Origin of the sequence: Sphingomonas sp. BK481 (assembly GCF_014194875.1) — a bacterium.
Classification (GTDB): domain Bacteria; phylum Pseudomonadota; class Alphaproteobacteria; order Sphingomonadales; family Sphingomonadaceae; genus Sphingomonas; species Sphingomonas aerolata.
Genome location: NZ_JACIAP010000002.1, coordinates 280,712 through 307,123, shown reverse-complemented (window position 1 = coordinate 307,123; position 26,412 = coordinate 280,712). Strand labels below are relative to the sequence as shown.

At 66.7% G+C, this 26,412-nt stretch carries 25 protein-coding genes, 1 tRNA gene and 1 pseudogene; 19 read left to right on the top strand and 8 right to left on the bottom strand.

The genetic code is table 11. From position 1 onward, the window contains the following. Window positions 1-104: 104 nt before the first annotated feature. From FHY04_RS05265 to FHY04_RS05240, 6 genes are all read left to right on the top strand, one after another. A complete protein-coding gene (locus FHY04_RS05265; RefSeq protein WP_183935681.1) occupies window positions 105-2,321 on the top strand; it encodes a ribonuclease R family protein in 2,217 nt (738 codons plus the stop codon). Between the two features lie 71 nt (window positions 2,322-2,392). Beyond that, entirely contained in the window at window positions 2,393-4,216 is a 1,824-nt protein-coding gene (lepA, locus tag FHY04_RS05260; protein WP_031439917.1) for a translation elongation factor 4, read from the top strand. 109 nt (window positions 4,217-4,325) lie between these two features. Then, window positions 4,326-7,724 carry a polysaccharide deacetylase family protein gene (locus FHY04_RS05255; RefSeq protein WP_183935680.1) on the top strand — a complete coding sequence of 1,133 codons (3,399 nt, stop codon included), beginning with the start codon at window positions 4,326-4,328 and terminating at the stop codon, window positions 7,722-7,724. Between the two features lie 75 nt (window positions 7,725-7,799). Continuing rightward, window positions 7,800-8,561, top strand: coding sequence for a molybdate ABC transporter substrate-binding protein (gene modA, locus FHY04_RS05250; RefSeq protein ID WP_107934202.1), 762 nt, complete (start codon window positions 7,800-7,802; stop codon window positions 8,559-8,561). Beyond that, complete coding sequence (modB, locus tag FHY04_RS05245) at window positions 8,562-9,266, top strand: molybdate ABC transporter permease subunit (protein WP_311723757.1); 705 nt, start codon at window positions 8,562-8,564, stop codon at window positions 9,264-9,266. Further along, the gene (locus tag FHY04_RS05240) at window positions 9,256-9,855 is read left to right on the top strand and encodes an ATP-binding cassette domain-containing protein (protein ID WP_183935679.1); all 600 of its coding nucleotides are present in this window, start codon (window positions 9,256-9,258) and stop codon (window positions 9,853-9,855) included. Before modB ends, FHY04_RS05240 begins: the two co-directional genes overlap by 11 nt. 64 nt (window positions 9,856-9,919) lie before the next feature. On the opposite strand, the gene rpsI is transcribed toward FHY04_RS05240, so the two are convergent. From rpsI to FHY04_RS05225, 3 genes are all read right to left on the bottom strand, one after another. Further along, entirely contained in the window at window positions 9,920-10,477 is a 558-nt protein-coding gene (gene rpsI / locus FHY04_RS05235; RefSeq protein ID WP_043157976.1) for a 30S ribosomal protein S9, read from the bottom strand. Further along, window positions 10,478-10,957 carry a 50S ribosomal protein L13 gene (gene rplM, locus FHY04_RS05230; RefSeq protein ID WP_037530138.1) on the bottom strand — a complete coding sequence of 160 codons (480 nt, stop codon included), beginning with the start codon at window positions 10,955-10,957 and terminating at the stop codon, window positions 10,478-10,480. 115 nt (window positions 10,958-11,072) lie between these two features. Continuing rightward, window positions 11,073-12,116 carry a COX15/CtaA family protein gene (locus FHY04_RS05225; protein ID WP_183935678.1) on the bottom strand — a complete coding sequence of 348 codons (1,044 nt, stop codon included), beginning with the start codon at window positions 12,114-12,116 and terminating at the stop codon, window positions 11,073-11,075. A 230-nt stretch (window positions 12,117-12,346) separates the two neighbouring features. Between FHY04_RS05225 and FHY04_RS05220 the strand changes: the two genes are divergently transcribed. The 4 genes from FHY04_RS05220 to FHY04_RS05205 all read left to right on the top strand — a co-directional run bounded on the left by FHY04_RS05220 (window position 12,347) and on the right by FHY04_RS05205 (window position 15,509). Beyond that, window positions 12,347-12,745, top strand: a complete 399-nt coding sequence (locus FHY04_RS05220) for a MerC domain-containing protein (protein ID WP_051916566.1) — start codon at window positions 12,347-12,349, stop codon at window positions 12,743-12,745. Between the two features lie 73 nt (window positions 12,746-12,818). After that, window positions 12,819-13,292 carry a Fur family transcriptional regulator gene (locus FHY04_RS05215; RefSeq protein ID WP_107933086.1) on the top strand — a complete coding sequence of 158 codons (474 nt, stop codon included), beginning with the start codon at window positions 12,819-12,821 and terminating at the stop codon, window positions 13,290-13,292. A gap of 127 nt (window positions 13,293-13,419) precedes the next feature. Further along, the gene (dxs, locus tag FHY04_RS05210; protein WP_183935676.1) at window positions 13,420-15,342 is read left to right on the top strand and encodes a 1-deoxy-D-xylulose-5-phosphate synthase; all 1,923 of its coding nucleotides are present in this window, start codon (window positions 13,420-13,422) and stop codon (window positions 15,340-15,342) included. Further along, complete coding sequence (locus tag FHY04_RS05205; protein ID WP_183935675.1) at window positions 15,339-15,509, top strand: hypothetical protein; 171 nt, start codon at window positions 15,339-15,341, stop codon at window positions 15,507-15,509. Before dxs ends, FHY04_RS05205 begins: the two co-directional genes overlap by 4 nt. Window positions 15,510-15,539: 30 nt before the next feature. On the opposite strand, the gene FHY04_RS05200 is transcribed toward FHY04_RS05205, so the two are convergent. Further along, window positions 15,540-16,211: an alpha/beta hydrolase gene (locus tag FHY04_RS05200; RefSeq protein WP_031439324.1), complete on the bottom strand. Its 672-nt coding sequence runs from the start codon at window positions 16,209-16,211 to the stop codon at window positions 15,540-15,542. Between the two features lie 186 nt (window positions 16,212-16,397). On the opposite strand from FHY04_RS05200, the gene FHY04_RS05195 reads away from it, so the two are divergent. The 5 genes from FHY04_RS05195 to FHY04_RS05175 all read left to right on the top strand — a co-directional run bounded on the left by FHY04_RS05195 (window position 16,398) and on the right by FHY04_RS05175 (window position 19,581). Next, window positions 16,398-17,147, top strand: coding sequence for a TlyA family RNA methyltransferase (locus FHY04_RS05195; RefSeq protein ID WP_183935674.1), 750 nt, complete (start codon window positions 16,398-16,400; stop codon window positions 17,145-17,147). 171 nt (window positions 17,148-17,318) lie between these two features. Continuing rightward, a complete protein-coding gene (locus FHY04_RS05190) occupies window positions 17,319-17,837 on the top strand; it encodes a TspO/MBR family protein (protein WP_183935673.1) in 519 nt (172 codons plus the stop codon). Between the two features lie 38 nt (window positions 17,838-17,875). Continuing rightward, window positions 17,876-18,130, top strand: a complete 255-nt coding sequence (locus FHY04_RS05185) for an accessory factor UbiK family protein (protein WP_183935672.1) — start codon at window positions 17,876-17,878, stop codon at window positions 18,128-18,130. 97 nt (window positions 18,131-18,227) lie between these two features. Next, the gene (locus tag FHY04_RS05180) at window positions 18,228-18,734 is read left to right on the top strand and encodes a YbjN domain-containing protein (RefSeq protein WP_409349145.1); all 507 of its coding nucleotides are present in this window, start codon (window positions 18,228-18,230) and stop codon (window positions 18,732-18,734) included. Window positions 18,735-18,765: 31 nt separating this feature from the next. Then, window positions 18,766-19,581, top strand: a complete 816-nt coding sequence (locus tag FHY04_RS05175) for a pyrroline-5-carboxylate reductase (protein WP_183935670.1) — start codon at window positions 18,766-18,768, stop codon at window positions 19,579-19,581. Here the strand turns inward: FHY04_RS05175 and FHY04_RS05170 are convergent, their stop codons facing one another. Then, window positions 19,582-20,070 (bottom strand): MarR family transcriptional regulator, encoded by a 489-nt coding sequence (locus FHY04_RS05170; protein ID WP_031395654.1) that lies wholly within the window; start codon window positions 20,068-20,070, stop codon window positions 19,582-19,584. A gap of 106 nt (window positions 20,071-20,176) precedes the next feature. Between FHY04_RS05170 and FHY04_RS05165 the strand changes: the two genes are divergently transcribed. The 3 genes from FHY04_RS05165 to FHY04_RS05155 all read left to right on the top strand — a co-directional run bounded on the left by FHY04_RS05165 (window position 20,177) and on the right by FHY04_RS05155 (window position 21,876). Further along, complete coding sequence (locus FHY04_RS05165) at window positions 20,177-21,256, top strand: branched-chain amino acid aminotransferase (protein WP_183935669.1); 1,080 nt, start codon at window positions 20,177-20,179, stop codon at window positions 21,254-21,256. Window positions 21,257-21,308: 52 nt separating this feature from the next. Beyond that, window positions 21,309-21,383 (top strand) — tRNA-Gln (locus FHY04_RS05160). 64 nt (window positions 21,384-21,447) lie between these two features. After that, window positions 21,448-21,876: a DUF1810 domain-containing protein gene (locus tag FHY04_RS05155; protein ID WP_183935668.1), complete on the top strand. Its 429-nt coding sequence runs from the start codon at window positions 21,448-21,450 to the stop codon at window positions 21,874-21,876. Between the two features lie 21 nt (window positions 21,877-21,897). Here FHY04_RS05155 and FHY04_RS05150 read toward each other — a convergent pair whose 3' ends face one another. Then, complete coding sequence (locus tag FHY04_RS05150; protein WP_183935667.1) at window positions 21,898-22,560, bottom strand: Fe2+-dependent dioxygenase; 663 nt, start codon at window positions 22,558-22,560, stop codon at window positions 21,898-21,900. 92 nt (window positions 22,561-22,652) lie between these two features. Here FHY04_RS05150 and FHY04_RS05145 point away from each other — a divergent pair, with 92 nt between their 5' ends. After that, complete coding sequence (locus FHY04_RS05145; protein ID WP_183935666.1) at window positions 22,653-22,961, top strand: hypothetical protein; 309 nt, start codon at window positions 22,653-22,655, stop codon at window positions 22,959-22,961. Window positions 22,962-23,071: 110 nt separating this feature from the next. Here the strand turns inward: FHY04_RS05145 and FHY04_RS22255 are convergent, their stop codons facing one another. Together FHY04_RS22255 and FHY04_RS22250 are read right to left on the bottom strand one after the other, a co-directional pair. After that, complete coding sequence (locus FHY04_RS22255) at window positions 23,072-25,168, bottom strand: S9 family peptidase (protein WP_221211675.1); 2,097 nt, start codon at window positions 25,166-25,168, stop codon at window positions 23,072-23,074. 102 nt (window positions 25,169-25,270) lie between these two features. Next, a pseudogene (locus FHY04_RS22250) lies at window positions 25,271-26,308 on the bottom strand (lactonase family protein); the annotation flags it as partial. Between the last annotated feature and the right edge of the window lie 104 nt (window positions 26,309-26,412).

Below are 26,412 nucleotides of genomic sequence, written 5' to 3'. Positions count from 1 at the left end.
ATGATATGCTCATGAGGTTCAGGCGCAAGGATTGATTTTCGCTGTGTTGCAAAGGCTTGCCGGTAACGGGTGACGCATCGCCCTACGCACCCTATCTGGTGGGGATGTACAAACCGAAAGCCGGTCTTCCGACCCGCCAGCAGATCCTGGACTTCATAGCGTCGTCGGACGTCCCCGCGGGCAAACGCGAGATCGCCAAGGGCTTCGGCCTGAGCGCGCAGGACAAGATCGGACTGAAGGCGTTGCTGAAGGACATGGCGGACGAGGGGCTGATCGACAGCGCTCCCGGCCGCGCGTTTCACAAGATGGGCGGCGTGCCGAAGGTCACTGTGCTGCGGATCGCCGACGTCGACGATGCGGGCAATGTCTGGGCGGTCCCCGAGCGCTGGGAGGCCGAGGGCGTGCCCCCGCCGCGGCTGCGCGTGCGCGAACGCAAGCGCGGTGCGCTGGGGGTCGGCGAGCGGATCCTCGCGCGGACCGAGGAGGCCGGCAATGGCTGGACCGCGCATCCGATGAAGGTGCTCGCGCCCGCGTCGGAGCAGGTGCTGGGCGTGCTGCGCGAGGAGGCGGGGCGGCTGTGGCTGACCGGCGTCGACAAGCGCGAGCGGCGTGAGTTCGCGGTTGCTGATGCCGGCGGCGCCGCGCCGGGCGATCTGGTGCTGGCCGAACTGGCGGGCAAGCCGCCGCGGATCGCCGCGCGGGTCGTCAACAAGCTGGGCGACCCGTTCGCCGCGCGCAGCTTTTCGCTGATTGCGATCCACAAGCACGGAATTCCCGACGTGTTCGCGGTCGAGGCGATCGACGAGGCCAAGCGCGTCGCGCAGCTCCCGCTCGGCGACGACCGCGAGGATCTGCGCCACCTGCCGATCGTCGCGATCGACCCGGAAGATGCGCGCGATCATGACGACGCGGTCTGGGCGCAGGCGGACGAGGATCCGGCTAATGCCGGCGGCTGGAAGGCGATCGTCGCGATCGCCGATGTCAGCTTCTACGTGCGGCCCAAGTCCGAGATCGACCGCGAGGCGCGACGTCGTGGCAATTCGGTCTATTTCCCCGACCGCGTCGTCCCGATGCTGCCCGAGATCCTGTCGGCGGACGTCTGTTCACTGAAGGAGGGCGAGGACCGCGCCGCGCTCGCCTGTCACCTGGTTATCGGCAAGGATGGGTCGCTCAAGTCGTGGCGCTTCACCCGTGCAGTGGTGCGGATCGCGGCGAACCTCGCCTATGAGGAGGCGCAGGCCGCGATCGACGGTACGCTGGCGCTCGACATGACCGAGACGGTGCTGAAACCGCTCTGGGGCTGCTGGGCGTCGCTGGCGAAGGCCCGCGATGCGCGAGCGCGGCTCGACCTCGACCTGCCCGAGCGGCGGGTGGTGCTCGACGAGAGGGGGCGGATCATGTCGGTCGCACCGCGCGAGCGGCTCGATGCGCACCGGCTGATCGAGGACTACATGATCGCGGCCAACGTCGCCGCGGCCAAGGCGCTCGAGGGCAAGAAGGCGCCGGTCATGTACCGCGACCATGAGCCGCCGAGCCGCGAGAAGCTGATGGCGCTGAAGGATTATCTCGAGACATTCGGGGTGCCGTTCGCGCTGGGGCAGGTCATCCGGCCAGCGACGTTCAACCATGTGCTCGAGCGGATCGGCGACGCCGACTTCCGGCCACAGGTGATGGAGCAGGTGCTGCGCACGCAGACCCAGGCCTATTACAGCCCCGCCAATCACGGGCATTTCGGGCTGGGGCTTGGCAGCTACGCCCACTTCACCTCGCCGATCCGCCGTTATGCCGATCTGATCGTGCATCGATCGCTGGTCGCGGCCTATGGCCTGGGGGCAGGCGGTCTGCCTGCCGAGGATGCCGCCGGGATGGAGGCGATCGGCGAGACGATCAGCCGACTTGAACGCCGCGCGATGGAGGCCGAGCGCGACACGATCGACCGCTATGTCGCGTCCTTCCTGTCCGAACGCGTCGGCCAGATCATGGAAGTGCGGATCACCGGCGTCACCAATTTCGGATTCTTCGCGACCGTCGAGGGAATCGGCGGCGACGGGCTGATGCCGGTCCGCGACCTTGGCGGCGAGTATTTCCGTTTCGACGAGGCGACGCGGACGCTGGTCGGCGAGGACAGCGGCGACGTCTATGCGCAGGGGCAGATGCTCGACCTCAAGCTCGCCGAGGCGAACCCGGTATCGGGCGCGCTGCGCTTCGAAATGCCCGAGGGGAAGGGGGCCGCAGGACCGGCACGCGCGCGCAAGCCGGGCCGCGAGATCAAGCGGCGCGGGCGTCCGGCGAACATCCGGCACCAGGGAAAGCGACGCTGATTATGATCCCCGTTGCCACGGATGATGCGGAAGCTTTGGCATAAGCCCGGCGAGGTGCTAACGGCGCGCGCATGACGACCGAATTGTCCCGCATCCGCAACTTCTCCATCATCGCGCATATCGACCATGGCAAGTCGACGCTCGCCGATCGACTGATCCAGCAAACCGGCGGTCTGACCGCGCGCGAAATGTCCGAGCAGGTGCTCGACAACATGGACATCGAGAAGGAACGTGGGATCACGATCAAGGCGCAGACCGTGCGCCTGGCCTATCGCGCGAAGGACGGCGAGGATTACGTCCTCAACCTGATGGACACGCCGGGCCATGTCGACTTCGCCTATGAGGTGAGCCGCAGCCTCGCCGCCTGCGAGGGCGCGCTGCTGGTCGTCGACGCGGCGCAGGGCGTCGAGGCGCAGACGCTCGCCAACGTCTATCAGTCGATCGAACATGATCACGAGATCGTGCCGGTCATCAACAAGATCGATCTTCCCGCCGCCGAACCCGAGAAGGTCCGCAAGGAAATCGAGGACGTGATCGGCATCGACGCGTCCGGCGCGGTGCTCGCATCGGCCAAGTCGGGCATCGGCATCGAGGACATCCTCGAGGCGATCGTCACGAAGATCCCGCCGCCCAAGGGCGATCCGGAGGCACCGCTGAAGGCCATGCTGGTCGACAGCTGGTACGATCCGTATCTCGGCGTCGTCATCCTCGTCCGCGTGATCGACGGCATCCTGAAGAAGGGCCAGCAGATCAAGTTCATGCAAACCGGGACGATGCATCTGGTCGACCGGGTCGGCTGTTTCCGCCCGAAGATCGAGCAGTTGACCGAACTCGGCACGGGCGAGATGGGCTTCATCACCGCGCAGATCAAAGAGGTCGCGCAGACGCGCGTCGGCGACACGATCACCGATGCGAAGCGGCCTGCGCTGGAAGCGCTGGCGGGCTTCAAGGAAGTCCAGCCGGTCGTGTTCTGCGGCATGTTCCCGGTCGATGCCGCCGAATTCGAGAAGCTGCGCGAGTCGATCTCCAAGCTGCGCCTCAACGATGCGAGCTTCTCGTTCGAGATGGAGACGTCGGCGGCCTTGGGCTTCGGCTTCCGTTGCGGGTTCTTGGGCCTGCTCCATCTGGAGATCATCCAGGAGCGCCTGACGCGCGAATATGACCTCGACCTCATCACCACCGCGCCGTCGGTGGTGTACGAGATCGAGCTGACCCACCCCGATCCCGCGGGCACGACGCATATCGAGCTGCACAACCCCGCCGACATGCCCGAGCCGAACAAGATCGCAACGATCAGCGAGCCGTGGATCGAGGCCACGATCTACGTCCCCGACGAATATCTCGGCAGCGTGCTCAAGCTCTGCCAGGACCGCCGTGGGATCCAGAAGAACCTGACCTATGTCGGCGGCCGCGCACAGGCGACCTACGAGCTGCCGCTCAACGAGGTCGTGTTCGATTTCTACGACCGGCTGAAGTCGATGTCGAAGGGCTATGCGAGCTTCGACTATCACCAGATTGGCTATCGTGAGGGCGACCTCGTCAAGATGGGCATCCTGGTCAACGAGGAGCCGGTCGACGCGCTGAGCATGATCGTCCACCGCGGCACCGCCGAGGTACGCGGTCGCGGGATGGTCGAGCGGCTGAAGGACCTGATCCCGCGTCACCTGTTCAAGATCCCGATCCAGGCAGCGATCGGCGGCAAGGTGATCGCTCGCGAGACGATCAGCGCGATGCGCAAGGACGTGACCGCCAAATGCTATGGCGGCGACGCGAGCCGCAAAAAGAAGCTTTTGGAAAAACAGAAGAAGGGCAAGCTGAAGATGCGCGAATATGGGTCGGTCAGCATCCCGCAGGAGGCATTCATCGCCGCGCTGCGGATGGGCGACGACTCCTGATCGGGTGTTCTCTTTCAGGCTGACGTGACGGATTTGTCATCGTCCCGATCGGTCGCAGGCATGAATGGTGGTGCATGGCGCGCGATCCTGGGGTCGGATAGCGTTGGTCATGGCACTGCATCCTGTTTTCTACGACGCTAGCGGTCGGCGTCGTCGTCGTTTCGCATTGGGTGTCATCGCGTTCGTCGCGCTCGTTTTATTGTCGGTGGCGGTGTTCGCCGTGTCGATCGGCGCGGTCCCGGCGGCACCGTTGCTGCCGTTCGAGCCCGAGCATCCCGGTCTCCACCGTCTTCCGGCACCGCATAGCGGCGTGATCGGCCGGGCGCAGCGCAGCATCGATTATTACGGCAAGGCGCTGTTCGGTGGCCCCACCGCGGGCGCCGGCAAGGCGGGTGCGAAGGGGGGCGTCGGACAGGCACCGCGCGCGACCAACCCGCGGCTGGCCATCGCCTTCCACGTGCCCTGGGACGAATCGAGCGTGGCGAGCCTTGCCCGGCATGTCGAACAACTCGACTGGGTCATTCCCGGCTGGGTGTCGGTGACCGGGGCCGACCACCGGATCACCGTGTTCCGCGATGTCGCGGGCCGCGCGGTGCTCAATCGCGCGATCCACCGCCCGGTGATCCTGCCCATGGTGCAGAATGCCAAGGATGGCGACTGGGACGGCGCGGGCAGCGCCGCGCTGTTTGCGGATGCGACCGCCCGGCGCGCCTTTCTCGATCGGCTGGTCCCGTTCCTCGCGGCGAACCATGCAGGCGGCGCCTTCTTCGATTTCGAGAGCCTGCCGGCGAATGCGCAGGCGAACTACCGCCTGTTCCTTGCCGAGGCGAAGGCGCGGTTCGCGCCGCGCGGCTGGGTCGTCGCGATCGCCGCGCCGGTCGGGAATGCAGACTGGAACATGCATGCCTATGCGCGCGTGACCGACAAGATCTTCCTGATGGCCTATGACGAGCACGAGACGAGCGGCCCGGCCGGGCCGATCGCATCGCAGCGCTGGTTCGCGCGGTCGGTTGCGAATGCCGCGCGCGGCGTCGCCCCCTCAAAGCTGGTCATCGCGTTCGGATCCTATGCCTATAACTGGCATGACCGTGGCGGCGATGCGCTCGGCGTCGAGGAGGCGTGGCAGGCCGCATCCGACTCGGGCACCGTCCCGACGTTCGACAAGGGTAGCGGCACCAGCAGCTTCGCCTATGCCGATGGCGGGACCCGGCATCAGGTCTGGCTGCTCGATGCGGCCAGCGCGTATAACGAGCTGGCCTTTCTTCAAAAGGCGGGGGTGCAGAGCTTCGCGCTGTGGCGGCTTGGGTCGGAGGATCCGGCGCTCTGGTCGATCTTCGGGCGCGACCACCGTCGATTGGCCGATGCGCGTGCGATCAACACGACACCGGCCGGGACGAATGTCGATATCGAGGGCAATGGCGAGATCCTGAAGATCGGGTCGACGCCGGTGTCCGGGCTGCGTGATACGGTCGCGGCTGCCGACGGGACGATCGCGGACGTCCGCTTCACGCGCATGCCCTCGCCCTATGTCGTCCAGCGGACGGGCTACAGCCCGCGGGCGCTGGCGCTCACCTTCGACGATGGGCCGGACGCCGAATGGACGCCGCAGATCCTCGACATCCTCCAGCGCAAGCACGTGCCGGCGACATTCTTCGTGGTGGGCGAGAATGCGCTGACGCAGCGGAGCCTGCTCGAACGCATGGTGGCCGAAGGGCATGAGGTCGGCAGCCACACCTATACGCACCCCAATCTGGCGACGGTATCGGGGCGGCAGGTCGGGTTCGAGCTCAACACGACGCAGCGGCTGTTCCAGGCGTTCACCGGGCGATCGCTCCGCCTGTTCCGCGCGCCCTATTTCGGCGATGCCGAGCCGAGCACCGCAGACGAGATCAAGCCCGCACTCGAGGCGCAGCAGCGTGGCTATGTATCGGTCGGCCTGCACGTCGATCCCGACGACTGGAAGCGTCCGGGCACCGCGGCGATCATCGACCGCACGATAGCACAGGTCGTGGAAGGATCGGCCGAACGCAGCGCCAACATCATCCTGCTGCACGATGCGGGGGGCAACCGCGCGCAGACCGTCGCGGCGCTGCCGGTTATCATCGACCGGCTGCAGGCGATGGGCTATCACTTCGTGCCCGTCTCCGCGCTGGCCGGGCTGACGCGCGATGCGGCGATGCCGGTGATATCGCCGAGCGACCGGGTCGCGGCGGTCGCGGATCTTGCGCTGTTCAGCACGCTGGGTGGACTGGTAATCGGACTGCGCTGGATCTTCGGGATCGCGATCACCATCGGCATCCTGCGTGCGCTCGCGCTGTCGGCGCTGGCACTGATCCAGGCACGGCGCGAATTGCGGACGGTGTTCCCGGCGATCGATCCGGCCCGATTCGTGACGGTCATGATCCCGGCGTTCAACGAGGAACGCGTCATCGTCCGCGCGGTCGAGGGCGTGCTGGCCTCGACCGATGTGATGGTCGAGGTGATCGTGATCGACGACGGGTCGAGCGATGGTACGAGCCAGGCCGTCGCCAGCGCCTTTGCCGGCGACGCGCGGGTGCGACTCATGACTCTGGCGAACGGCGGCAAGGCGCGGGCGCTGAACCGCGGGCTGGCCGCGGCGCGCGGTGACATCGTCATCGCACTCGACGCCGATACGCAGTTCGAGCCGCTGACGATCGCACGGCTGGCGCGGTGGTTCGACGACCCGGCGCTGGGGGCGGTCGCGGGCAATGCGAAGGTCGGCAACCGGGTCAATCTGATCACGCGCTGGCAGGCGCTCGAATATATCACCGCGCAGAACCTCGAGCGTCGCGCGCTCGCGCGGCTGAACGCGATGACGGTCGTGCCGGGCGCGGTCGGCGCGTGGCGACTGGCGGCGATCCGCGCGGTCGGCGGCTATCCCGACGATACGCTGGCCGAGGATCAGGATCTGACGATCGCGATCCAGCGCGCGGGGTGGACGGTCCAGTACGACCAGTTCGCGATCGCCTGGACCGAAGCGCCCGAGACGCTGCGCGCGCTCGCCAAGCAGCGGTTCCGCTGGGCGTTCGGGACGCTCCAGTGCCTGTGGAAGCACCGGTCGGCGATCGGCCGGAGCCAGCCGCGCGGACTTGGCTGGGTCGGGCTGCCCCAGGCGATCGTGTTCCAGATCCTACTGACAGCGATCTCGCCGATCATCGACCTCGCGCTGCTCGTCAGTGTCGCGACGACTTATGTCGCGGTCTCGGCGCATGGCTGGGCACAGAGCAGCCATGACCTGCAGACCATGCTGACCTATTGGCTGGTCTTCACCGCGATCGACCTGCTCGCGGCGACGATCGCGTTCGCGCTCGAGCGGCGCGAGCGGTGGCGACTGCTGTGGCTGCTGATCCCGCAGCGGATCGGCTATCGTCAGGTCATGTACTATGTCGTGCTCAAGGCGCTCGCCCAGGCCGTGCGCGGGCCGATGGTCGGCTGGGGCAAGCTGGCCCGGACGGGGCGTGTGACGGCGCCCTCCGGGGCAGAATGAACCCGACGTCGGTTGTGGCGTTCAGCGGGCGGCATATTATAGCGCCGTGATCATTGGCGAGCCTGAGGGGACATGATGAAGTATCCGGTATTGCTCGCCATGCTGGCCGTCGGCGGCGTCGCGACGGGCGCCGACGCCGCGCAGCGCGCGGCACCGCTCGTGCTGGCAGCGGCGAGCCTGCAGGAATCGATGACCGCGGCCGCCGATGCGTGGGCGGCGAAGGGGCATGTGCGACCGACGATCTCGTTTGCGGCCTCGTCGGCGCTGGCACGGCAGGTCGAGGCCGGCGCGACAGCGGACCTGTTCGTGTCCGCGGATGAGGACTGGATGAACGAGCTGGCAAAGCGCCGCCTGATCGTCCCTGCGTCGCGCGTGACGTTCCTGGGAAACCGGCTGGTCGTCGCCGCGGCGGCGGGGACGACGGTGCGGATCCCGTCACGCCCGCCCGCCGCGCTGGCGCGGGTGCTGACCGCGGGTCCACTCGCGATGGCGGATACGCCCGTCCCCGCGGGGCGGTACGGCCAGGAGGCGCTGGAGGCGCTCGGCGTGTGGAAACAGGTCGCGCCGCGCGTCGTGCGGGCCGAAAACGTCCGGGCGACGTTGGCGCTCGTCGAACGCGGCGCGGCACCCCTGGGGATCGTCTATGCGACCGATGCCAAGGCGTCGACGCGTGTCAGGATCGCGGGCGTGTTTCCCGCATCGACGCATCCCGCCATCACCTATCCGATCGCCCGTCTGACGACGTCGCGCAATCCGGAGGCCGAGGCGTTCCGCCGGTTCCTGACGTCGCGTCAGGGCAAGGCGATCTTCGTGCGTTACGGCTTTTCGGCGCGCTGAGTGACGGATGGATTCGTCCTGACACCGGCGGAATGGGAGATCGTCGGTCTGTCGCTGAAGGTCGGCGCCGTCGCCATGCTGATCACATTGCCGATCGCGTTCGGCTTTGCCTGGCTGCTGGCGCGCGTACGGTTTCCCGGGCGGATCCTCGTCGATGCGGTGATCCACCTCCCGCTCGTCGTGCCGCCGGTCGTGACGGGGTGGCTGCTGCTGCTCGCCTTTGCGCCGAACGGGCCGGTTGGTGGGTGGCTGCAGTCGTGGTTCGGGGTCAGCGTTTTGTTCCGCTGGACCGGTGCGGCGATCGCGGCGGGGGTCATGGCACTGCCGCTGATGGTGCGCGCGATGCGGTTGTCGATCGAGGCGGTCGATGCACGGCTTGAAAGTGCGGCGCGGACGCTGGGCGCGGGGCCGTGGCGGGTATTCTGGACGGTCACGCTGCCGCTGAGCGTACCGGGCGTGCTCGCGGGCGCGGTTCTCGGCTTCGCGCGATCGATCGGTGAGTTCGGGGCGACGATCACCTTCGTCTCCAACGTGCCAGGCGAGACGCAGACGCTGCCCTTGGCGATCTATTCGGCGCTTCAGCAGCCGGGCGCGGAGATGCTGGTGTGGCGGCTCTCGGCGATTTCGGTCGCGCTGTCGCTGATCGCACTGGTCGCGTCCGAACTCCTGACGCGGCGCGCGGGCAGGGGGCTGCATGTCCTTTGAGATCGACGTCCGCAAGCGACTGGGCGATGCCGAGGTCGCGCTGACGCTGGCGGCGGGCGACGGCGCGACGGTGCTGTTCGGACCGTCCGGCGTCGGCAAGACCAGCATCCTGAAGATGGTCGCCGGGCTGCTTACGCCCGACCAAGGCCGCATCGTCGTCGATGGCGTCACGCTGTTCGGGGAGGGCATCAACCTGCCACCGGAACACCGCCGTGCGGGCTATGTATTTCAGGAGGCGCGGCTTTTCCCGCATCTGAAGGTGCGCGCTAACCTGCTTTACGGCGCCGGCCGCGACACGTCGGGGTTCGAGGAGCGGATCGGCTTCCTCGGAATCGGGCATCTGCTTGACCGCTGGCCGCGGTCGCTATCGGGGGGCGAAGCGCAGCGCGTGGCGATCGGACGGGCATTGCTCAGCAACCCGCGCTTCCTGCTGCTCGACGAGCCGCTGGCGTCGCTCGACCGACCGCGCCGCGAGGAGATCGTCCGCGTGATCGAGCATCTGCGCGACGCGATGCGCCTGCCGATCCTGATGGTGACCCACGACCCCGACGAGGCTGCACGGATCGGCACCCGCGTCGTACGGATGTAGCGCAGGCATGAAAAAGGCGGCCCGGGAAAACCCGGACCGCCTCTTTCGTAGTTCGGTAAAGCGTTTAGCGCTTCGAGAACTGGAAGCTACGACGGGCCTTCGCCTTGCCGTACTTCTTACGCTCGACGACGCGGCTGTCGCGCGTCAGGAAGCCTGCAGCCTTGACCGATGCACGCAGCACCGGCTCGAAGCGGGTCAGCGCCTGGCTGATGCCATGCTTGACCGCGCCGGCCTGGCCCGAAAGGCCACCGCCCTTGACCGTGCAGACGACGTCATACTGACCTTCGCGCTCGGTGATACCGAACACCTGGTTGATGACGAGACGCAGCGTCGGACGTGCGAAATACACTTCCTGGTCACGACCGTTGATCGTGATCTTGCCGGTGCCGGGCTTGACCCAGACGCGAGCGACGGCGTCCTTGCGACGGCCGGTCGCATAGGCGCGACCCTGCTTGTCGAGGATCTGCTCGCGGAGCGGCATCGGCTCGCGGACCGGCTCGTTCGAGACGGGCGCTGCGATGTCGCCTTCGCTGGTCGGCAGCGACTGGGCGGCCGGAGCAGCCGGTGCGGGCTGGTTGGTCAGGCTCGCGAGATCGGCGAGCGACTGGCGGTTGTCGGTCATTTACGCACCCACCTTGTTCTTGCGATTCATGCTGGCGATGTCGAGAACCTCGGGGTTCTGTGCCTCATGCGGATGCTCGGTACCCTTGAAGATACGCAGGTTGCGCATCTGCTCACGGCCAAGCGGGCCGCGCGGGATCATGCGCTCAACGGCCTTTTCGAGAACGCGCTCCGGGAAGCGGCCGTCGAGGACCTTGGCGGCAGTGATGCCCTTGATGCCGCCGGCATAACCGGTGTGCTTGTAATAGACCTTCTTCGCGGCCTTGTTGCCGGTGAAGCGGATCTTGTCGGCGTTGATCACGACGACGTTGTCACCGCAATCGACATGCGGGGTGAACGACGTCTTGTGCTTGCCGCGCAGGACGTTGGCGATGATCGACGCTGCGCGACCGACCACCAGATCCTCGGCATCAACGATATGCCATTTCTTCTCCACCTCGTGCGGCTTGGCCGACTTGGTGGTCTTCATGAGCGCCTTCATGGGGCTGAGACCTTTGCTGAAACGATATGCGCCGCCACGACGGACGGCGCTAACGAGGCGGCAATGGCGAAAAGGGGTGTTTAAGTCAAGCTTTCCGCCGGTTTCATGGCGGGTATTATGATACCCTGGACGGATTGCCGAGGCGGTGCGCGGCAAATACCGTGGCGATCAGCAACAGCGCCGCGTTGGCTTGATGCGCGACCGCGACTTGGATGGCGACGCCGGTCATGAGCGTGGCGATCCCCAGAAAGACCTGAAGCGTGACGAGCCCGACCACCCAGAAGCCGGCGCGCGAACCGTGCTGCGTCGCGCGGACAGCGAGCCAGACGAGCCCGGCAGCGGTGGCGAAGGCGAGCCACCGGTGAATGAACTGGACGACAATCGGGTTGTCGACGGCGTTGATCCAGCCGGGTGACAGCATCGGGACGCCGGCCGGAAACAGGCTGTCGCCCATCAGTGGCCAACTCGCAAAGGCATAGCCAGCGTCGAGCCCTGCGGTGAACGCGCCATAGACCAGCTGGACGAACAGCAACGCGAACGCGGTGACCGCGATCGGCACGAGGCGGGCCGGGGCTGCAAGCTTCGAGCGGTGGAGCGCGAGCAGGTCGAGCGCCGTCCAGACGATGCCGGCGAGCGTGACGAGCGCGGTCATCAGATGGACTGCGAGACGAATGTGGCTGACGTCGGTGCGAACGGACAGCCCGGACTTCACCATCCACCAGCCGACCGCGCCCTGAAGCGCACCGAGCGCCAGCAGCGCGCCGAGTCGCCAGCCATAGCCGACCGGGATCGCCCGGCGCAGCGCGAACCACAGGAGCGGGATCGCGAACGCCGCGCCGATCGTCCGTGCCAGCGCGCGGTGGAGATATTCCCAGAAGAAGATCGCCTTGAACCCGTCGAGCGTCATGCCACTGTTGAGCTGGCTATATTCGGGGATCTGTTTGTAGTTCGCGAATTCCGCCTGCCACTGCGCAAGCGTGAGTGGCGGGATGATGCCGGTGATCGGCTTCCATTCGGTAATCGAGAGGCCCGAATTTGTCAGGCGCGTTATCCCGCCCACGACGACGATGCCGACGATCATCGCCGCAACGAGAAGAAGCCAGGTCGCGACCGCTCGCGGGCGCGCTGTGGACAGGAAGGCGGCACTGGGCTGGAGCATCGCACGGCTCTACGCCTGTCTGACTGGGGCGTCGAGTATCAGGGGTTATCGGCTGCCGGGTTTCTGCTGGGCCAAGACACGCGTGCGATGTGTTGAGAACGAGCGCACGCGGACGATTGATCACGACATCGGTCGAGCGTCCTTTTCCTGGAAAAAAACGAGCGGACGGCGGGCGTTCGGTCGAATGTGATGTTGTATCCTTTCCTTTGATGGACTATCTGACCGGAACGATGTCGACGACCGCCCACCACCATACCCATGCGCATCCATCCTGGATCGCAGGCCTGGATCGCTATGCGATCGGGCTTTCGGGTTTATGCATGGTGCACTGTCTGGCAACGTCGGTGCTGGTTGCGCTGATGTCGACCGCGGGCGGCGTGCTGCTCGATCCCATCTTCCACGAAGTCGGACTGACGATCGCGATCCTGTTCGGTGCGGTCGCGCTGGGACGCGGGATCCTTCATCATGGCTATGCGATGCCGGCCGCGATGGGGGCGTTCGGCCTCGGGATCATGGCGGGGGCGATGACGCTGCCACATGATTCGGGAAGCGGTGAGACGCTCTGGACGATCATCGGCGTCGCGTTGCTCGCGTTCGGGCACGATCTGAACCGCCGCGCCGACAGCTGAGCCGGGCCGCACGATCGCCCCGGTGCGGTCGCTGCTTGTCGCGGCTCCTGCGGCACCCTAGATTCACGGCATAATGGCAACGCATTCGCATTCACATCATGAGCCGCAAGGCGCCGACCTCAACGTTGCCGCGCAGGCGACGCTGGAAAAATCGGGCGAGCAGTGGACGACGATGCGCGCCAGCGTGTTTTCCGCGCTGGCTGGCTTCGACAAGCCGGCCTCGGCCTATGACATCGCGGAAGCCGTGTCGAAGGCGGAAGGGCGGCGCGTCGCTGCCAACAGCGTTTACCGAATTCTCGACCTCTTCGTGGGTGCGAACCTGGCGCGACGGGTCGAGAGTGCGAACGCGTATGTCGCCAACGCCCATCCCGATTGCCTTCACGACTGCATCTTCCTGGTGTGCGATTCGTGCGGGCAGACGACGCATATCGACAATGACGTGATCACCCGCGGCGTCCGCAACGCGGCGGTTTCGGCCGGTTTCGTGCCTGTCCGCCCAGTCATCGAAGTCCGCGGCCGGTGTGCCGCATGCGAGGCGCAGCGCTGATCGAGGACGGCTTCCAGCGCCATGACGGGGTGACCAATCTGGCGTCGCTGCGTAGAAATATCTGCGGATGGCGGGGTTTCGTTCGGTAACAATCGACACCAAACCTGTGCTGCGATAAGCCGGTGGGATGGCAGATACTCCTGTAACCCCGTTGCTCGACACGGTTTCGACCCCCGATGACCTGCGCAAGCTGAAACCCGACCAGCTTCGCCAGCTTGCCGATGAACTGCGGACCGAGACGATTTCGGCCGTCGGCACGACCGGTGGCCACCTCGGATCGGGGCTCGGCGTGGTCGAGCTGACGACCGCAATTCATTATGTGTTCGATACGCCGCGCGACCGTCTGGTCTGGGACGTCGGGCATCAATGCTATCCGCACAAGATCCTGACGGGCCGCCGCGACCGGATCCGGACGTTGCGCCAGGGTGGCGGCCTCAGCGGCTTCACCAAGCGGAGCGAGAGCGAATACGACCCGTTCGGCGCTGCGCATTCCTCGACGTCGATCTCGGCCGCGCTCGGCTTCGCGGTCGCCAACAAGATCGCGGGCACGCCGGGCAAGGGCATTGCCGTGATCGGCGACGGCGCGATGTCGGCGGGCATGGCCTATGAGGCGATGAACAATGCCGAGCAGGCCGGCAATCGCCTCGTCGTGATCCTGAACGACAACGACATGTCGATCGCGCCGCCGGTCGGCGGTCTGTCGGCCTATCTCAGCCGGATCGTGTCGAGCCGCGAATTCCTGGGCATTCGCGAGCTTGCCAAGAAGCTCGCTCGGCGCCTGCCGCGGCCGTTCCACAATGCCGCGCGGAAGACCGACGAGTTCGCCCGCGGCATGACGATGGGCGGTACGCTGTTCGAGGAACTCGGCTTTTACTATGTCGGGCCGATCGACGGTCATAATCTCGAGCATCTGATCCCCGTGCTCGAGAATGTGCGCGACGCGGAGGAGGGCCCGATCCTCGTCCATGTCGTGACCAAGAAGGGCAAGGGCTATGCGCCCGCCGAGGCCGCGGCCGACAAATATCACGGCGTGCAGAAGTTCGACGTGATCTCGGGCGTGCAGACCAAGGCCCCGCCGGGACCGCCGCAATATCAGAACGTCTTCGGCGCGCAGCTCGTCGCCGAGGCCGCCAAGGACGACCGGATCTGTGCGATCACCGCGGCGATGCCGTCGGGCACCGGCCTCGATGCGTTCGCCAAGGCCTATCCCGATCGCTTCTTCGATGTCGGCATCGCCGAACAGCACGGCGTGACCTTCGCGGCTGGGCTTGCCGCGCAGGGGATGCGGCCGTTCTGCGCGATCTATTCGACGTTCCTGCAGCGCGCCTATGACCAGGTCGTCCATGACGTCGCGATCCAGAACCTGCCGGTGCGCTTTGCGATCGATCGCGCCGGGCTGGTCGGCGCGGATGGTGCGACGCACGCCGGATCGTTCGACGTGACCTATCTCGCGACGCTGCCGAATTTCGTCGTGATGGCGGCGGCGGACGAGGCCGAGCTGGTCCATATGACGCACACCGCGGCGCAGTATGACACCGGCCCGATCGCCGTGCGCTACCCACGCGGCAACGGCACGGGCGTCGCCCTGCCCACAACGCCCCAACTGCTCGAGATCGGCAAGGGCCGGATCGTTCGCGAGGGCAAGGCCGTGGCGATCCTGTCGCTCGGCACGCGGCTCGAGGAAGCATTGAAGGCCGCCGATGTGCTCGAGGCCAAGGGGCTGTCGACCACCGTCGCCGATCTGCGATTCGCCAAGCCGCTCGACGTCGAGATGATCCGCAAGCTGCTCACGACGCATGAGGTCGCGGTCACGATCGAGGAGGGCGCGGTCGGCGGTTTCGGCGCGCATGTGCTGACGCTGGCCAGCGACGAGGGGCTGATCGACGGCGGGCTGAAGCTGCGCACGCTGCGTCTGCCGGATCTCTTCCAGGATCAGGACAAGCCCGACGCGCAATATGCCGAGGCCGGGCTCGATTCGGCGGCGCTGGTGGAAACCGTGCTCAAGGCGCTGCGCCATAATTCGGGCGGGGTTGCCGAAGCGCGCGCATGAGCGGGCCGACCAAGGCCATCGTGATCATTGCGCTCGCGGTGATCGTGATGGTGTCGCTGAACATCGCCATGTGGCGGCGGATGCGCGCCGGGTTGGCCGCGGCGCGTGCCGCGGACGAGCAGGATCAGCAGTCGCAGGTGCCGGCAGACGACACACTGCGCGGCTGATCCGGAACGACTGCCGGACGCGCGCCCTGCCTATCTGCCCAGATAGTGGGAGTGGGCCGCGTCGGTTGCGCTGACGGCGAGGATCGATCGCGCCTGGCTCGGCGGCAGCGCTTGCCCGTGACCGTCGCCACTCGCGGCGATCACCCGCTCGAGCAGATCCTGTCCCTCGCGCCACCAGCCGATACCGCTCGCGGCATTGAGATGCCCCTGCGGGCCGGCATCGACGAAATGACTACCCCAGTCGGCGGCCATGCTGTGCGCGCGGTCGGGCGTGACCCAGGGATCGTCGCTGCTCGCGACGACGATCGAGGGGAAGGGCAGGGGGCCGCGCGGGGTCGGTGAAAAGCCCTTGAGCTCGGCCTGGGCCCCACCGCGATCGACATCGGCGGGCGCGACGAGCAACGCACCCGCGACGGGCCAACCATAGGGTTGTGGGCTGAGTTCGGCCCACCACGCCACCGCGAGGCAGCCAAGACTGTGCGCGGCAAGGATGACGGGAGCCTGTGCGCGCCGGATCGCCTCGTCGAGTCGCGTGACCCAGGCGTTGCGATGTGGTGTGTTCCACATTCCCAGTTCGACCCGGACGGTATCCGGCCGGGCATCTTCCCACAGGGTCTGCCAGTGTGACGGGCCGGATCCGCCGAGCCCGGGGACGGTCAGGATGGTCGGCTGAACGCTATCATATGGTGCAAAAGAACCCACGACGCCTCTCCTTCTCCAGACCCCCGGAGCCCGGGGGTGGGATCGTGATCGATCGACGCTCTAGGGGACGTCGGCCGATCACGATCCCTGTCCACAAGATAATCCGACCATTTCAGTGGGCAATAGGCATTGCGGCAAAAGGAAGGCAGCTTGCGATGATCGGACGCCGGGGCGATAGGCTGGCGCATGGCAAAGCAACGTGCGGACCAGATGCTGGTCGACAGGGGACTGGTCGAGTCGCGGACGCGCGCCCAGGCGCTGATCATGGCGGGGCTGGTCTTTGCCGGCACGCGCAAGGTCGACAAGCCGGGGCAGACGCTGGCGGACGACGTCGTGCTCGACGTGCGGGGTCGCGATCACCCCTGGGTATCGCGTGGCGGGATCAAGCTCGCGCACGGGCTCGCACATTTCGGCTGGACGGTCACGGATGCGGTGGCGATCGACGTCGGCTCGTCGACCGGTGGGTTTACCGACGTGCTGCTCAGCAACGGGGTCGACCGCGTCTATGCCGTCGACAGCGGGACCAACCAGCTTGCGTGGAAACTCCGCCAGGACCCGCGCGTGATCGTCCATGAACAGACCAGCGCGCGCATCCTGACCGACGCGCATATCCCCGAACCGGTCGACCTGATCGTCTGCGATGCGAGCTTTATCGGGCTGGCCAAGGTGCTCGAGCGCCCGATCGGGTTCGCACGTCCCGGCGCGCGGCTGCTCGCGCTCGTCAAGCCGCAGTTCGAGGCGGGCCGCGAAGAGGTCGGAAAGGGCGGCGTGATCCGCGATCCGGCCGTCCATGCGCGCGTCTGCGGCGAGGTCGCGGCCTGGTTCGAGGCACAGGGCTGGCAGGTCGAGGGCGTCGTCGAGAGCCCGATCACCGGTCCCGAGGGCAATATCGAGTTCCTGATCGCCGCGCATGCGGTCTCCGCGCCACGCGGCTGAGGATCCGGATGCTACCCGCGCTGGACCCGGATCGGCCATCGCAGAATGACACACTTCCCGATCGGTCCATGCATGTTGCGGTTTACGGCAGGGCGTTCCCGCGGCAGGACTAAGCCGATCAGTCTTGAAAGGACGTATGTGGGAGGCATCGCTTCGAAGGGCCAGCTGAGGATGTCGTTCCTGCGCTGGGCGATCGTGACCGTTCCGTTGATCGTCCTGCTGGGCTTTCTGGCCGGGCGCGCGGTCCCGGTGGGGAGCGAAAGTGCCTGGTACACCAGCCTGGTGAAGCCGGCGCTCACTCCGCCAGGCTGGGTGTTTCCGGTCGCCTGGTCGACGCTCTACGTGCTGCTCGGCCTGGCTCTCGCAATGATCCTCAATGCGCGTGGCGCGCTGGGGCGGGGGCGCGCGATCGCCTTGTTTGCCGCGCAGTTCGTGTTGAATCTTGCCTGGACGCCATTGTTTTTCGGCGCGCACCGAATCGGGGCGTCGGTGCTTGTCATCGTCGCGATGCTGCTGCTCTCGATCGCGGCGACATTCCTGTTCGCGCGCATCCGGCACGGCGCGGCGTGGCTGATGGTACCCTATATGGTGTGGATCAGCTTTGCGGGAATGCTCACATACGGTATAGGCCGGCTCAACCCCGAGGCCGAAACCCTTGTGCCGACGACGCGCACCTCCCAGATGTTGTGAAGAGGCGCGCGGCGCGAGTTACTAGCAGGATGATGACAATGCAGTCCGAAAGCCGGATGTTCGACGATTTCGTGAAGGTCCTCAACGGCGCCGCAGGAACCTTTGCCGGTGTCGGCCGCGAAGCGCAGTCTGGGGTTCGCGAGCGTGCCCGTGAATGGCTCGGCGGCCTCGATTTCGTGAGCCGTGAGGAGTTCGACGCGGTCAAGTCGATGGCGGCTGCGGCGCGCGACGAAAATGATGCGCTGAAGGCCCGGCTCGACGCTCTCGAAGCAAAAATGCAGGTCGGCGTCTGACTTTTCCACAGATTTCTGGGCATTCGGATCGAACGGGGTTGTCGGAGCATTTTTGCCCCGGCACCCTTTGTCGCGTGACAGGGAGTGCCAGGACGTAATGATGCTCGACCACGCCGACCATGACCAGGACGATGCTGCGCCCATCGACATGCTCGAAGCCTATTATGCTGCGCATGGATGGGAGCACGAACGTCACGACGACGAGATCGTCGCGACCGTAAAGGGCAGCTGGACGACCTACGAGCTGCGCGCCTTGTGGCGCGAGGACGACAGCGTGCTGCAGTTCCTGGCGTTTCCGGACATCAAGGTGCCCGATGAACGGCGTCAGGCGGTCTACGAGACGATCGGCCTCGCCAACGAGCAGCTCTGGATCGGCCATTTCGAGCTTTGGTCGACTAGTGGGATCTTGCTGTTCCGCCACGCGGCGATGGTCGATGGCGGCGAGGATGGGACGATGTCGCTGTCGGCCGCCGAACTGCTCGTCGAATCGGCGATCGAGGAGTGCGAGCGCTTTTATCCGGTGTTCCAGTTCGTCCTGTGGGGCGGGAAGACGCCCGAGGATGCGCTTGCCTCGGCATTGATCGAAACCCAGGGCGAGGCGTGATCGCGCGCGTTTCCCCGGGCGCGGCGTGCCGATGACCGGGCGGATCCTGATGATCGGCTGTGGCAATATGGGCGGGGCGATGCTGGCCCGCTGGCTTGCCGACGGCCTTTCACCTGACAGCGTGACCGTCGTCAGCCCCAGTATGCGCGTGATGCCACCCGGTGTGCACGTCGTCGCCGCGGTGCCCGACCCCGACGACTTTTCCGCCGAAACCGTCATGCTCGCGCTGAAGCCGCAGCAGCTTGGCGCGCTGAAGACGCCCGTGTTCGCGCGCTATGCGCCCAAGCTCCTGATTTCGATCCTCGCGGGGGTCGAGATTGCCGCACTCGACCGTCTGTCCCAAGCGCAGGCGGTGGTTCGAGCGATGCCCAACCTGCCGGTTGCGATCGGCCGCGGCGTGGTTGCGCTGCACGGCGCGACGGATGACGGCGCGGCGCGTGCGACCGCGGAGGCGTTGATGACGCCGCTCGGCTTGGTCGAGTGGATCGCCGCAGAGGCGCAGTTCGATGCCGTCACCGCGCTGGCAGGATGCGGGCCGGGTTTCGTGTTCCGCTTTGCCGACGCGCTGGCCAAGGCGGGGCAGGCGCTCGGCCTGCCGGCGGATCAGGCGGCTCGGCTTGCGATCGCGACGCTTGACGGGTCCGCGCGGATGGCCGGCGCCGCGGACGTTTCGCCGGCGGTGCTCGCGGACCGGGTCGCGAGCCCGGGTGGATCGACACGCGAAGGGCTAAACGTGCTCGACGACGGCGATGCACTGGTCACCCTGATGTCCCGCACGCTGGCGGCGTCGGCACGGCGCAATGCGGAGATGGCGGCAAACGCCCGAGGCGACCTCGCGCCGCGCTAGTCAGCCACGCAGCTTTATCACCTGCTCTCGTTCTTCTTCGGGGATCAGGCCTTCAAGCACCGCCCAATAGCCCGCAACCGCGCCGTGGCCGGCGTGATTATAGGCTGCGGACATCTTCTGTCGCGCGGCTTCGAACAGGTCGCTTTCCATCTTGCTGCCGACCGGCGTCAAGCGCAGCAGCCGCTGACGCCGGTCACGATCGCCGGGACGAACCTCGATAAAGCCGCGATCGCTGAGTTCGTTCAGCACGCGGCCGAGCGACTGTTTGGTGATCGCGAGCAGCGATAGCAGCTCGCTGACCGTCATGTCCGGTTTGCGGGCGATGAAATACAGGGCGCGGTGGTGCGCGCGCCCCAGCCCTTGCTCCGCGAGCCCCGCATCGATCGACCGGACCAGATGGCTCTGACCGAAGTACAGGAGTTCCATGCCGCGACGCAGTTCGGGTTCGCGAAGAAACAGGGGTGAAGCGGGTGATGCTGAGGCAGCCATGTTGACCGGTTTAGTCTTCGGTCCTAGTCGACGGCAAGCCGTGGAAAGAGAGAAAAATTCAATGCATCCTCCGTTGTCGCAGGCCTCATCGTCCCCAGACGCGAGCATGACATTTTCGTTCGAACCGTGTGGCGATCCGGTCGCTGCGAACGAGCGTGCGCAGCGCCTGATCGATCCCGGCTTCGGCCGGGTCTTTACCGACCATATGGCGATAATCCGATTCAGCGACGCGAAGGGCTGGCATGATGCCAGGATCACGACGCGTGCGCCGATCATGATGGACCCCGCTTCCTCGGTTCTGCACTATGCGCAGGAAATCTTCGAGGGGATGAAGGCGTATCGACTCGCCGATGGCGGCACCGCGCTCTTCCGGCCCGAAGCCAATGCGCGGCGCTTCCAGGACTCGGCCCGCCGGATGGCGATGCCCGAGCTTCCCGAGTCGCTGTTCCTCGAATCGGTCGAGCGGCTGGTCCGGACGGATCAGGACTGGATTCCCGACAGCGACGGCGGCGCGCTGTATCTGCGGCCGTTCATGTTCGCGAGCGAGGTGTTCCTGGGGGTCAAGCCGAGCGCGGAATATCTCTACATGGTGCTCGCCTCGTCGGTCGGTGCCTATTTCAAGGGCGGTGCCTCCGCGGTCTCGATCTGGGTCAGCCAGCATTATACGCGTGCGGCACAGGGCGGCACGGGCGCGGCGAAGTGCGGCGGCAACTACGCCGCCAGCCTGCTCGCGCAGAAGGAAGCGATCAGACAGGGCTGTGACCAGGTCGTCTTCCTCGATGCGGTCGAGCGCCGCTGGGTCGAGGAACTCGGCGGCATGAACGTCTTCTTCGTGTTTGCGGACGGCAGCCTGTCGACCCCCGCGCTCACGGGCACGATCCTGCCCGGCATCACCCGCGATTCGATCCTGACGCTCGCGCGGGCGCAGGGGATCACGGTGCGCGAGGAGCCCTATGCGATCGATCAGTGGCGCGCCGACGCAGCGAGCGGCAAGCTTGTCGAGGCGTTCGCCTGCGGCACTGCCGCAGTCGTGACCCCGATCGGGACCGTCGCGTCGCCCGAGGGCCGCTTCACGATCGGCGGCGGCGAGCCGGGCGCGATGACGCTGCGGATCCGCGATTCGCTCGTCGCGATCCAGCGAGGTCTGGCGCCGGATGCCAATGGGTGGGTCCATCGACTCGATTAAGACGCGATAGGGCTTTTCTCGTCGGGGCGCGCCGCTATAAGGCCGCCTCTGCTGGGGCGTCGCCAAGTGGTAAGGCAGCGGCTTTTGATGCCGCCATGCGCAGGTTCGAACCCTGCCGCCCCAGCCAGTCCTTCCTGCGTCCATCGGTTCTGCCATACGCGGGGAGCCGAGGATTGCGAAAGCGGGCGGTGATGACCCATCCTTATGATCTCGAACGGTTCGTCACTGCGCAGGCGGCAGTCTACGAGTCCGCGTTTGCCGAGATACGCGGCGGCGCCAAGCGTAGTCACTGGATGTGGTTCATCTTTCCGCAGATTGCCGGGCTCGGACGAAGCCCGATGGCGCAGCATTATGCGATCGTGTCACTCGAGGAAGCGCGGGCCTATCTTGCGCATCCGGTGCTCGGGGCGCGTCTGCGGCAGTGCGTGGAAGCGCTCGACGCGCTGACGGGGGTGACCGCCCGGGCCGTTTTCGGTGAGGTCGATGCGATGAAGCTGCGATCGTCGCTGACGTTGTTTCGCGAGGCGGGGAATGATCCGCTGTTCGGCGCAGCGCTCGATCGCTGGTTTGCCGGGACGAGCGACGCGGCCACGCTTGCTCTCATCGACAGATCAAGCTGACGGCGATCCACGCCGCGCCGTTCAGTCCTCGGCCCAGCGCCGGAGCAGGTTGGATTGCGTCTTGGCGAGCAGGTCGAGTTCGGGCGTCTTGCCCAGCCGCTCGAACAGCGCGTGGCGGGCGGTTTCGAGATCGAACAGCAGTTCCCGTGCATCCGCGTCCCGAACGAGGCTGCGGACCCAGGTCACCGCGGCAAGCCGCTCGCCCGACACGACTGGCGCCACGCGGTGCAGCGAGGTCGTCGGATAGCAGACCGCCGAGCCCGCAGGCAGCTTGACGTCCTGTTCGCCGGCGGCGGATTCGATCACCAGTTCGCCGCCGTCATAATCCTCAGGCTCGCTGAGGAAGACCGTCACCGACACATCGGTCCGCATCCCGCCCATGATCGCATCGTCGACATGACTGCCATAGGCCATGCCCGCATCATAGCGGCTGAAGAGCGGCGGGCGGACGACATGCGGCCGCGTCGCCATGCGGAACAGGGCATTGTCGAGCAACCGGTCGACGACGAGGTCCTGCATCTCGGCGAGCAACGGGTCGCCGCGGTCGACCTGTTCGTTGCGTTTGACCGTTCGTGCCTCGCGCCCCGCCGTCCGTCGGCCGTCGACATAGCGGGTCTTGCGCATATTATCTCGCAGCCACTGGAGATTGTCCGCATCCAGGACGTTGGCAATCATGATCATCATGGGAAATCTCGCAAATCCGGCATGGAGCCGGGTGATGCGCCCCTAACAGTTCAGTGCCCTCCCGGCCAACGTGTCGGGACCAAGGAGATAGTATGCGTACAAAATTATGGATGGGCGTTGGCGCCTTTGTGATCGCTCAATCGGGCCAAGCCGTCATCGGGGACGCGGCCGCCATGCCAATGCCGTCGCCAGCTCAGCAGGTCGGTGAGGGCGAAGGCGAGGGTGAAGGTGAAGGACGGCGGGTCGTTCGGTCGGGCAAGGCTCGGCATGCGGTGACATCGCCGCGGCGCGCGCGCGCGGTGCAGCAGCAGCGTGGCCAGCGCGGCGAAGGCGAATATGAGGGTGGTGAGAACGAGCGCGGCGAGGGTGGCGAAAACGAGGGTGGCGAGGGCGAACGATGAGCCGCCTACGCCGATTGGCGTAACCAGCACTGCCGCACGGACCGGCATGATCCGTGCGGCAGTAACGAGACGGCACCATGGGCATCGCCCCGGCGGTGACGAACGGACGGTCAGTCGGTGCGTGATCCGCTCGGCTTGGCGCGATAGCGATCGAACCAGGCGATGATCGCCGAGGCCTTTGCCGCGGATTGCGACGGCCGTGCGGTGAAGCCGCCATGGCTCGCACCCGGCACCTTGACGAGCGCGGTCGGTACGCCGCGAATCTGCAACGCGGCGTAATATTGCTCGGATTCCGAAACCGGCGTGCGGTAATCGTCGCTGCCCACCACGACCAGGGTCGGCGTCTTGACGTTGCCGACGAGACTGAGCGGCGAGCGGTTCCAGTAGCTCATCGGATCCTCCCATGGCAGCTTGCTGAACCAGTAGCGCGACGTGAACAGCGTATTGTCCATCGTCAGCGCCTCGCTCGCCCAGTTGATCACCGGCTTCTGCGTCGCCGCGGCCTTGAACCGGTCGGTCTTGCCGACGATCCAGGCGGTCAACACGCCGCCGCCCGATCCGCCGGTGACGAACAGATTGTCGGGATCCGCGGTCCCATCCGCGATCGCCGCGTCGACCGCGGCGATCAGGTCGCCATAATCGTCGGACGGGTATTTCTTGTCGATCAGGTTGGCGAACTCCTCGCCGTAGGAGGTCGAGCCGCGCGGATTGGTCCACAGCACCGCATAGCCTGCCGCGGCATAGAGCTGCATGTCGGTGGCAAACCCAGGGCCATAGGCGCTGTTAGGCCCACCATGGATTTCCAGGATCAGCGGCACGCGCTGGCCGGGCGTGCGATTGGCGGGCGTTGCGAGCCACGCGTCGATCGCGCGGCCATCGGGCGCGGTCACCGCGATCTTGCGGATTGGCGCGAGCGCTTTGGCGCCGGTCATCACCGCGTTGAGCTGCGTCAGCCGCCGTGACTTGCCACCGCTCGACACCCAGACATCGGCGGGGGCGCTGCCGTCGCCGCCGGTATAGGCGATCGTTCCGCCTCTCGCGACCGAGAACTCGCCCCCGGTATAGGGCCGGTCGAGCCCGCCGCCCGCGACATTGTCGACCAGCGGCGTCGTCCGGCCGTCGAGGCCGATGCGCGCAATCCGGCGCTGGCCGTGATCGTCATAGCTCGCATAGAGGCTGCGCCCGTCGGCGGCCCACACTGCATCCTCGATCCCGCGATCGAGCGCGGCGGTCAGCGACCGGGGACTGCCGGCGTTGCGGTCGCCGAGGTAGAGCTGGGTGTTCTCGTAACTGCGCCGCTTGTCGTCGAAGCCGAGCCACGCGATCCGCGTGCCGTCGGGGGAGATCCGCGGCTGCGCATCGGGGCCGTCGCGGGTCGTCAGCGTCCGCATCGCGCCGCTCGTCGTGTCGACCGCGATGAGGTCCGAATTCATCACCTGCCGCTCGGCTTCGTGCCCACGGATCGCGGCGAAGACGATCCCGCGGCCGTCGGGCGTCCATGACAGGGGGCCGCCGTCATCGAACGCGCCGAAGGTGAGCTGTTGCGGCGCGCCGCCGTCCGCCGCGACGACGAACAGATGATCGCGGCCGGGCTTCACATAGCCGGGGCCATCGTTGCGATAATTGACGCGGTCGATCACCGTCAGCGGCTCGGCCCATTTCGCGCCCTCGGGCTTGGGCGGTGCCTTGCCGAGCGTCGTCGCCTCGCCAGCAACGGTCGCGACGTAAGCGAGCCGGGTGCCGTCGGGCGACCAGGCGAGCGCCTGCGGATCGCCGGGAAAGCCCGTCACCCGCGCGCTCGTGCCGGTCGCGATCCAGCGGACGAACAGTTGCGATTGCTCGCCGTCGCGCGCGGCATAGGCGACGCGCGTGCCGTCGGGGGACCAGCGCGGGTCGGACCCTTGCGCGGCGAACGGCGACTGGCGACCGGTCGCAACGTCGATCAGCCACAGCGACGACTGGACACGGTCGGTCATGACGTCGGCGGTGCGGCGGACATAGACGATCGTGCGTCCGTCAGGGCTGATCTGCGGGTCCGCTGCGATCGACAGGCCGAACAGGTCGGCGCCGGTGAAGCGCCGCGTCGGGGCGTCGGCGGGGGCCGCGATCGGCTGCTGCTGCGCGACGGCGGGGGCAGCCGACAACAGGGCGAGAACGAGGGTGAGGCGCAAGCACGGCTCCTTTGACGATGATCGAGGTGCGATCATGCCCGATCCCCCGGTCCGTGCAAGGGCAGGGGCGGGGGCGGGGGCGTCACCGGTCGGGTGATCGTCAACCAGTCGGCGCGAGGAACACCGCCCGGGGACGCGCAGGGTCTGATCGGTCGGCGCGAGACGGCCGTCCTTGCCAAGTGCCATGACCGCGATCGTGCCCGACCGCTCGTTCGCGACGAGCATCTGCCGCTGATCCTCGAGCAGGAGGAAGATGCGCGGCCAATGTCCGCCGGCGGCGATGTGCTGGACGAGGGTCGGCACTCCGTCGCGATCTAGTGCGAACACCGCGATACTGTCAGCGCCGCGGTTCGAGACGTAGAGGTGCCGGCCGGCGCGATCGATCGCGATGTGCGCGGCCTGGGATGACCCGACATGGCCATCGGGCAGGGTGGATACCTGCGTGCGGGTGGTGAAACGCCCGTCCGGCTGTGCATCGAGCATGGTCACGGTATTGGCGAGCTCGGCGACGACATAGGCGCGCGGCAGGCGGGGATGCCAGACGAGGTGGCGCGGTCCCGTTCCCGGCGGCGCGCGCCAGGCCGGGACCGGTGCGACAAGGCTGCGCGCGCCCGGATCGAACTGATAGGCGAAGATCGTGTCGGCGCCGAGGTCGACCGAATGCAGCCAGTGTCGATCGGGGCTGAACCCGACCCAGTGCGCATGCGGCCCCTCCTGACGGCTCTTGTCTGGACCGGTCCCCTCATGGCGGAAGATCGTCGGTTCGCCCGGCGCACCGGTCGCGGGATCGATACGGTAAAAGCCGACGCTGCCGCTCGAATAATTGGCGATGGCGAGGCAGCCGGACGCGTCGTCGAACGCGGCATGGCAGGGATCGGCGCCACCCGATGGCATCGTGCCGCGGGCTTTCCAGTCGGGCGTGAAGCCGGTCACCGACCCTTTCGCCTGCTCACGAAGGACGTACCATAGCCCGGTGCGGGGTGCCCGCACCGCGAACGACGCGTCGTCGATCCCGGCGACGGGCGGCTCGACCTGCCAGCGATTGCGCGCGCGGTCATGCGACAGCGTGTACAGGCCCTTGCCGCCCTCGCGCGCATAGGTGCCGACGAGCACGCGGGCGTCGCGCGGCGATGGCGGCGTGGCGCGCAGACCGGTGGCGAGCGTCGCGGTCGCCATGCCGCAGAGCAAGGTGCGGCGGGTGATGTTATTGAAAACAGGTGGCGTCATGGATGGCGGTCCGATGGTTGATCCTCCACCCCAGCTTACCATCTAAGAAGCGG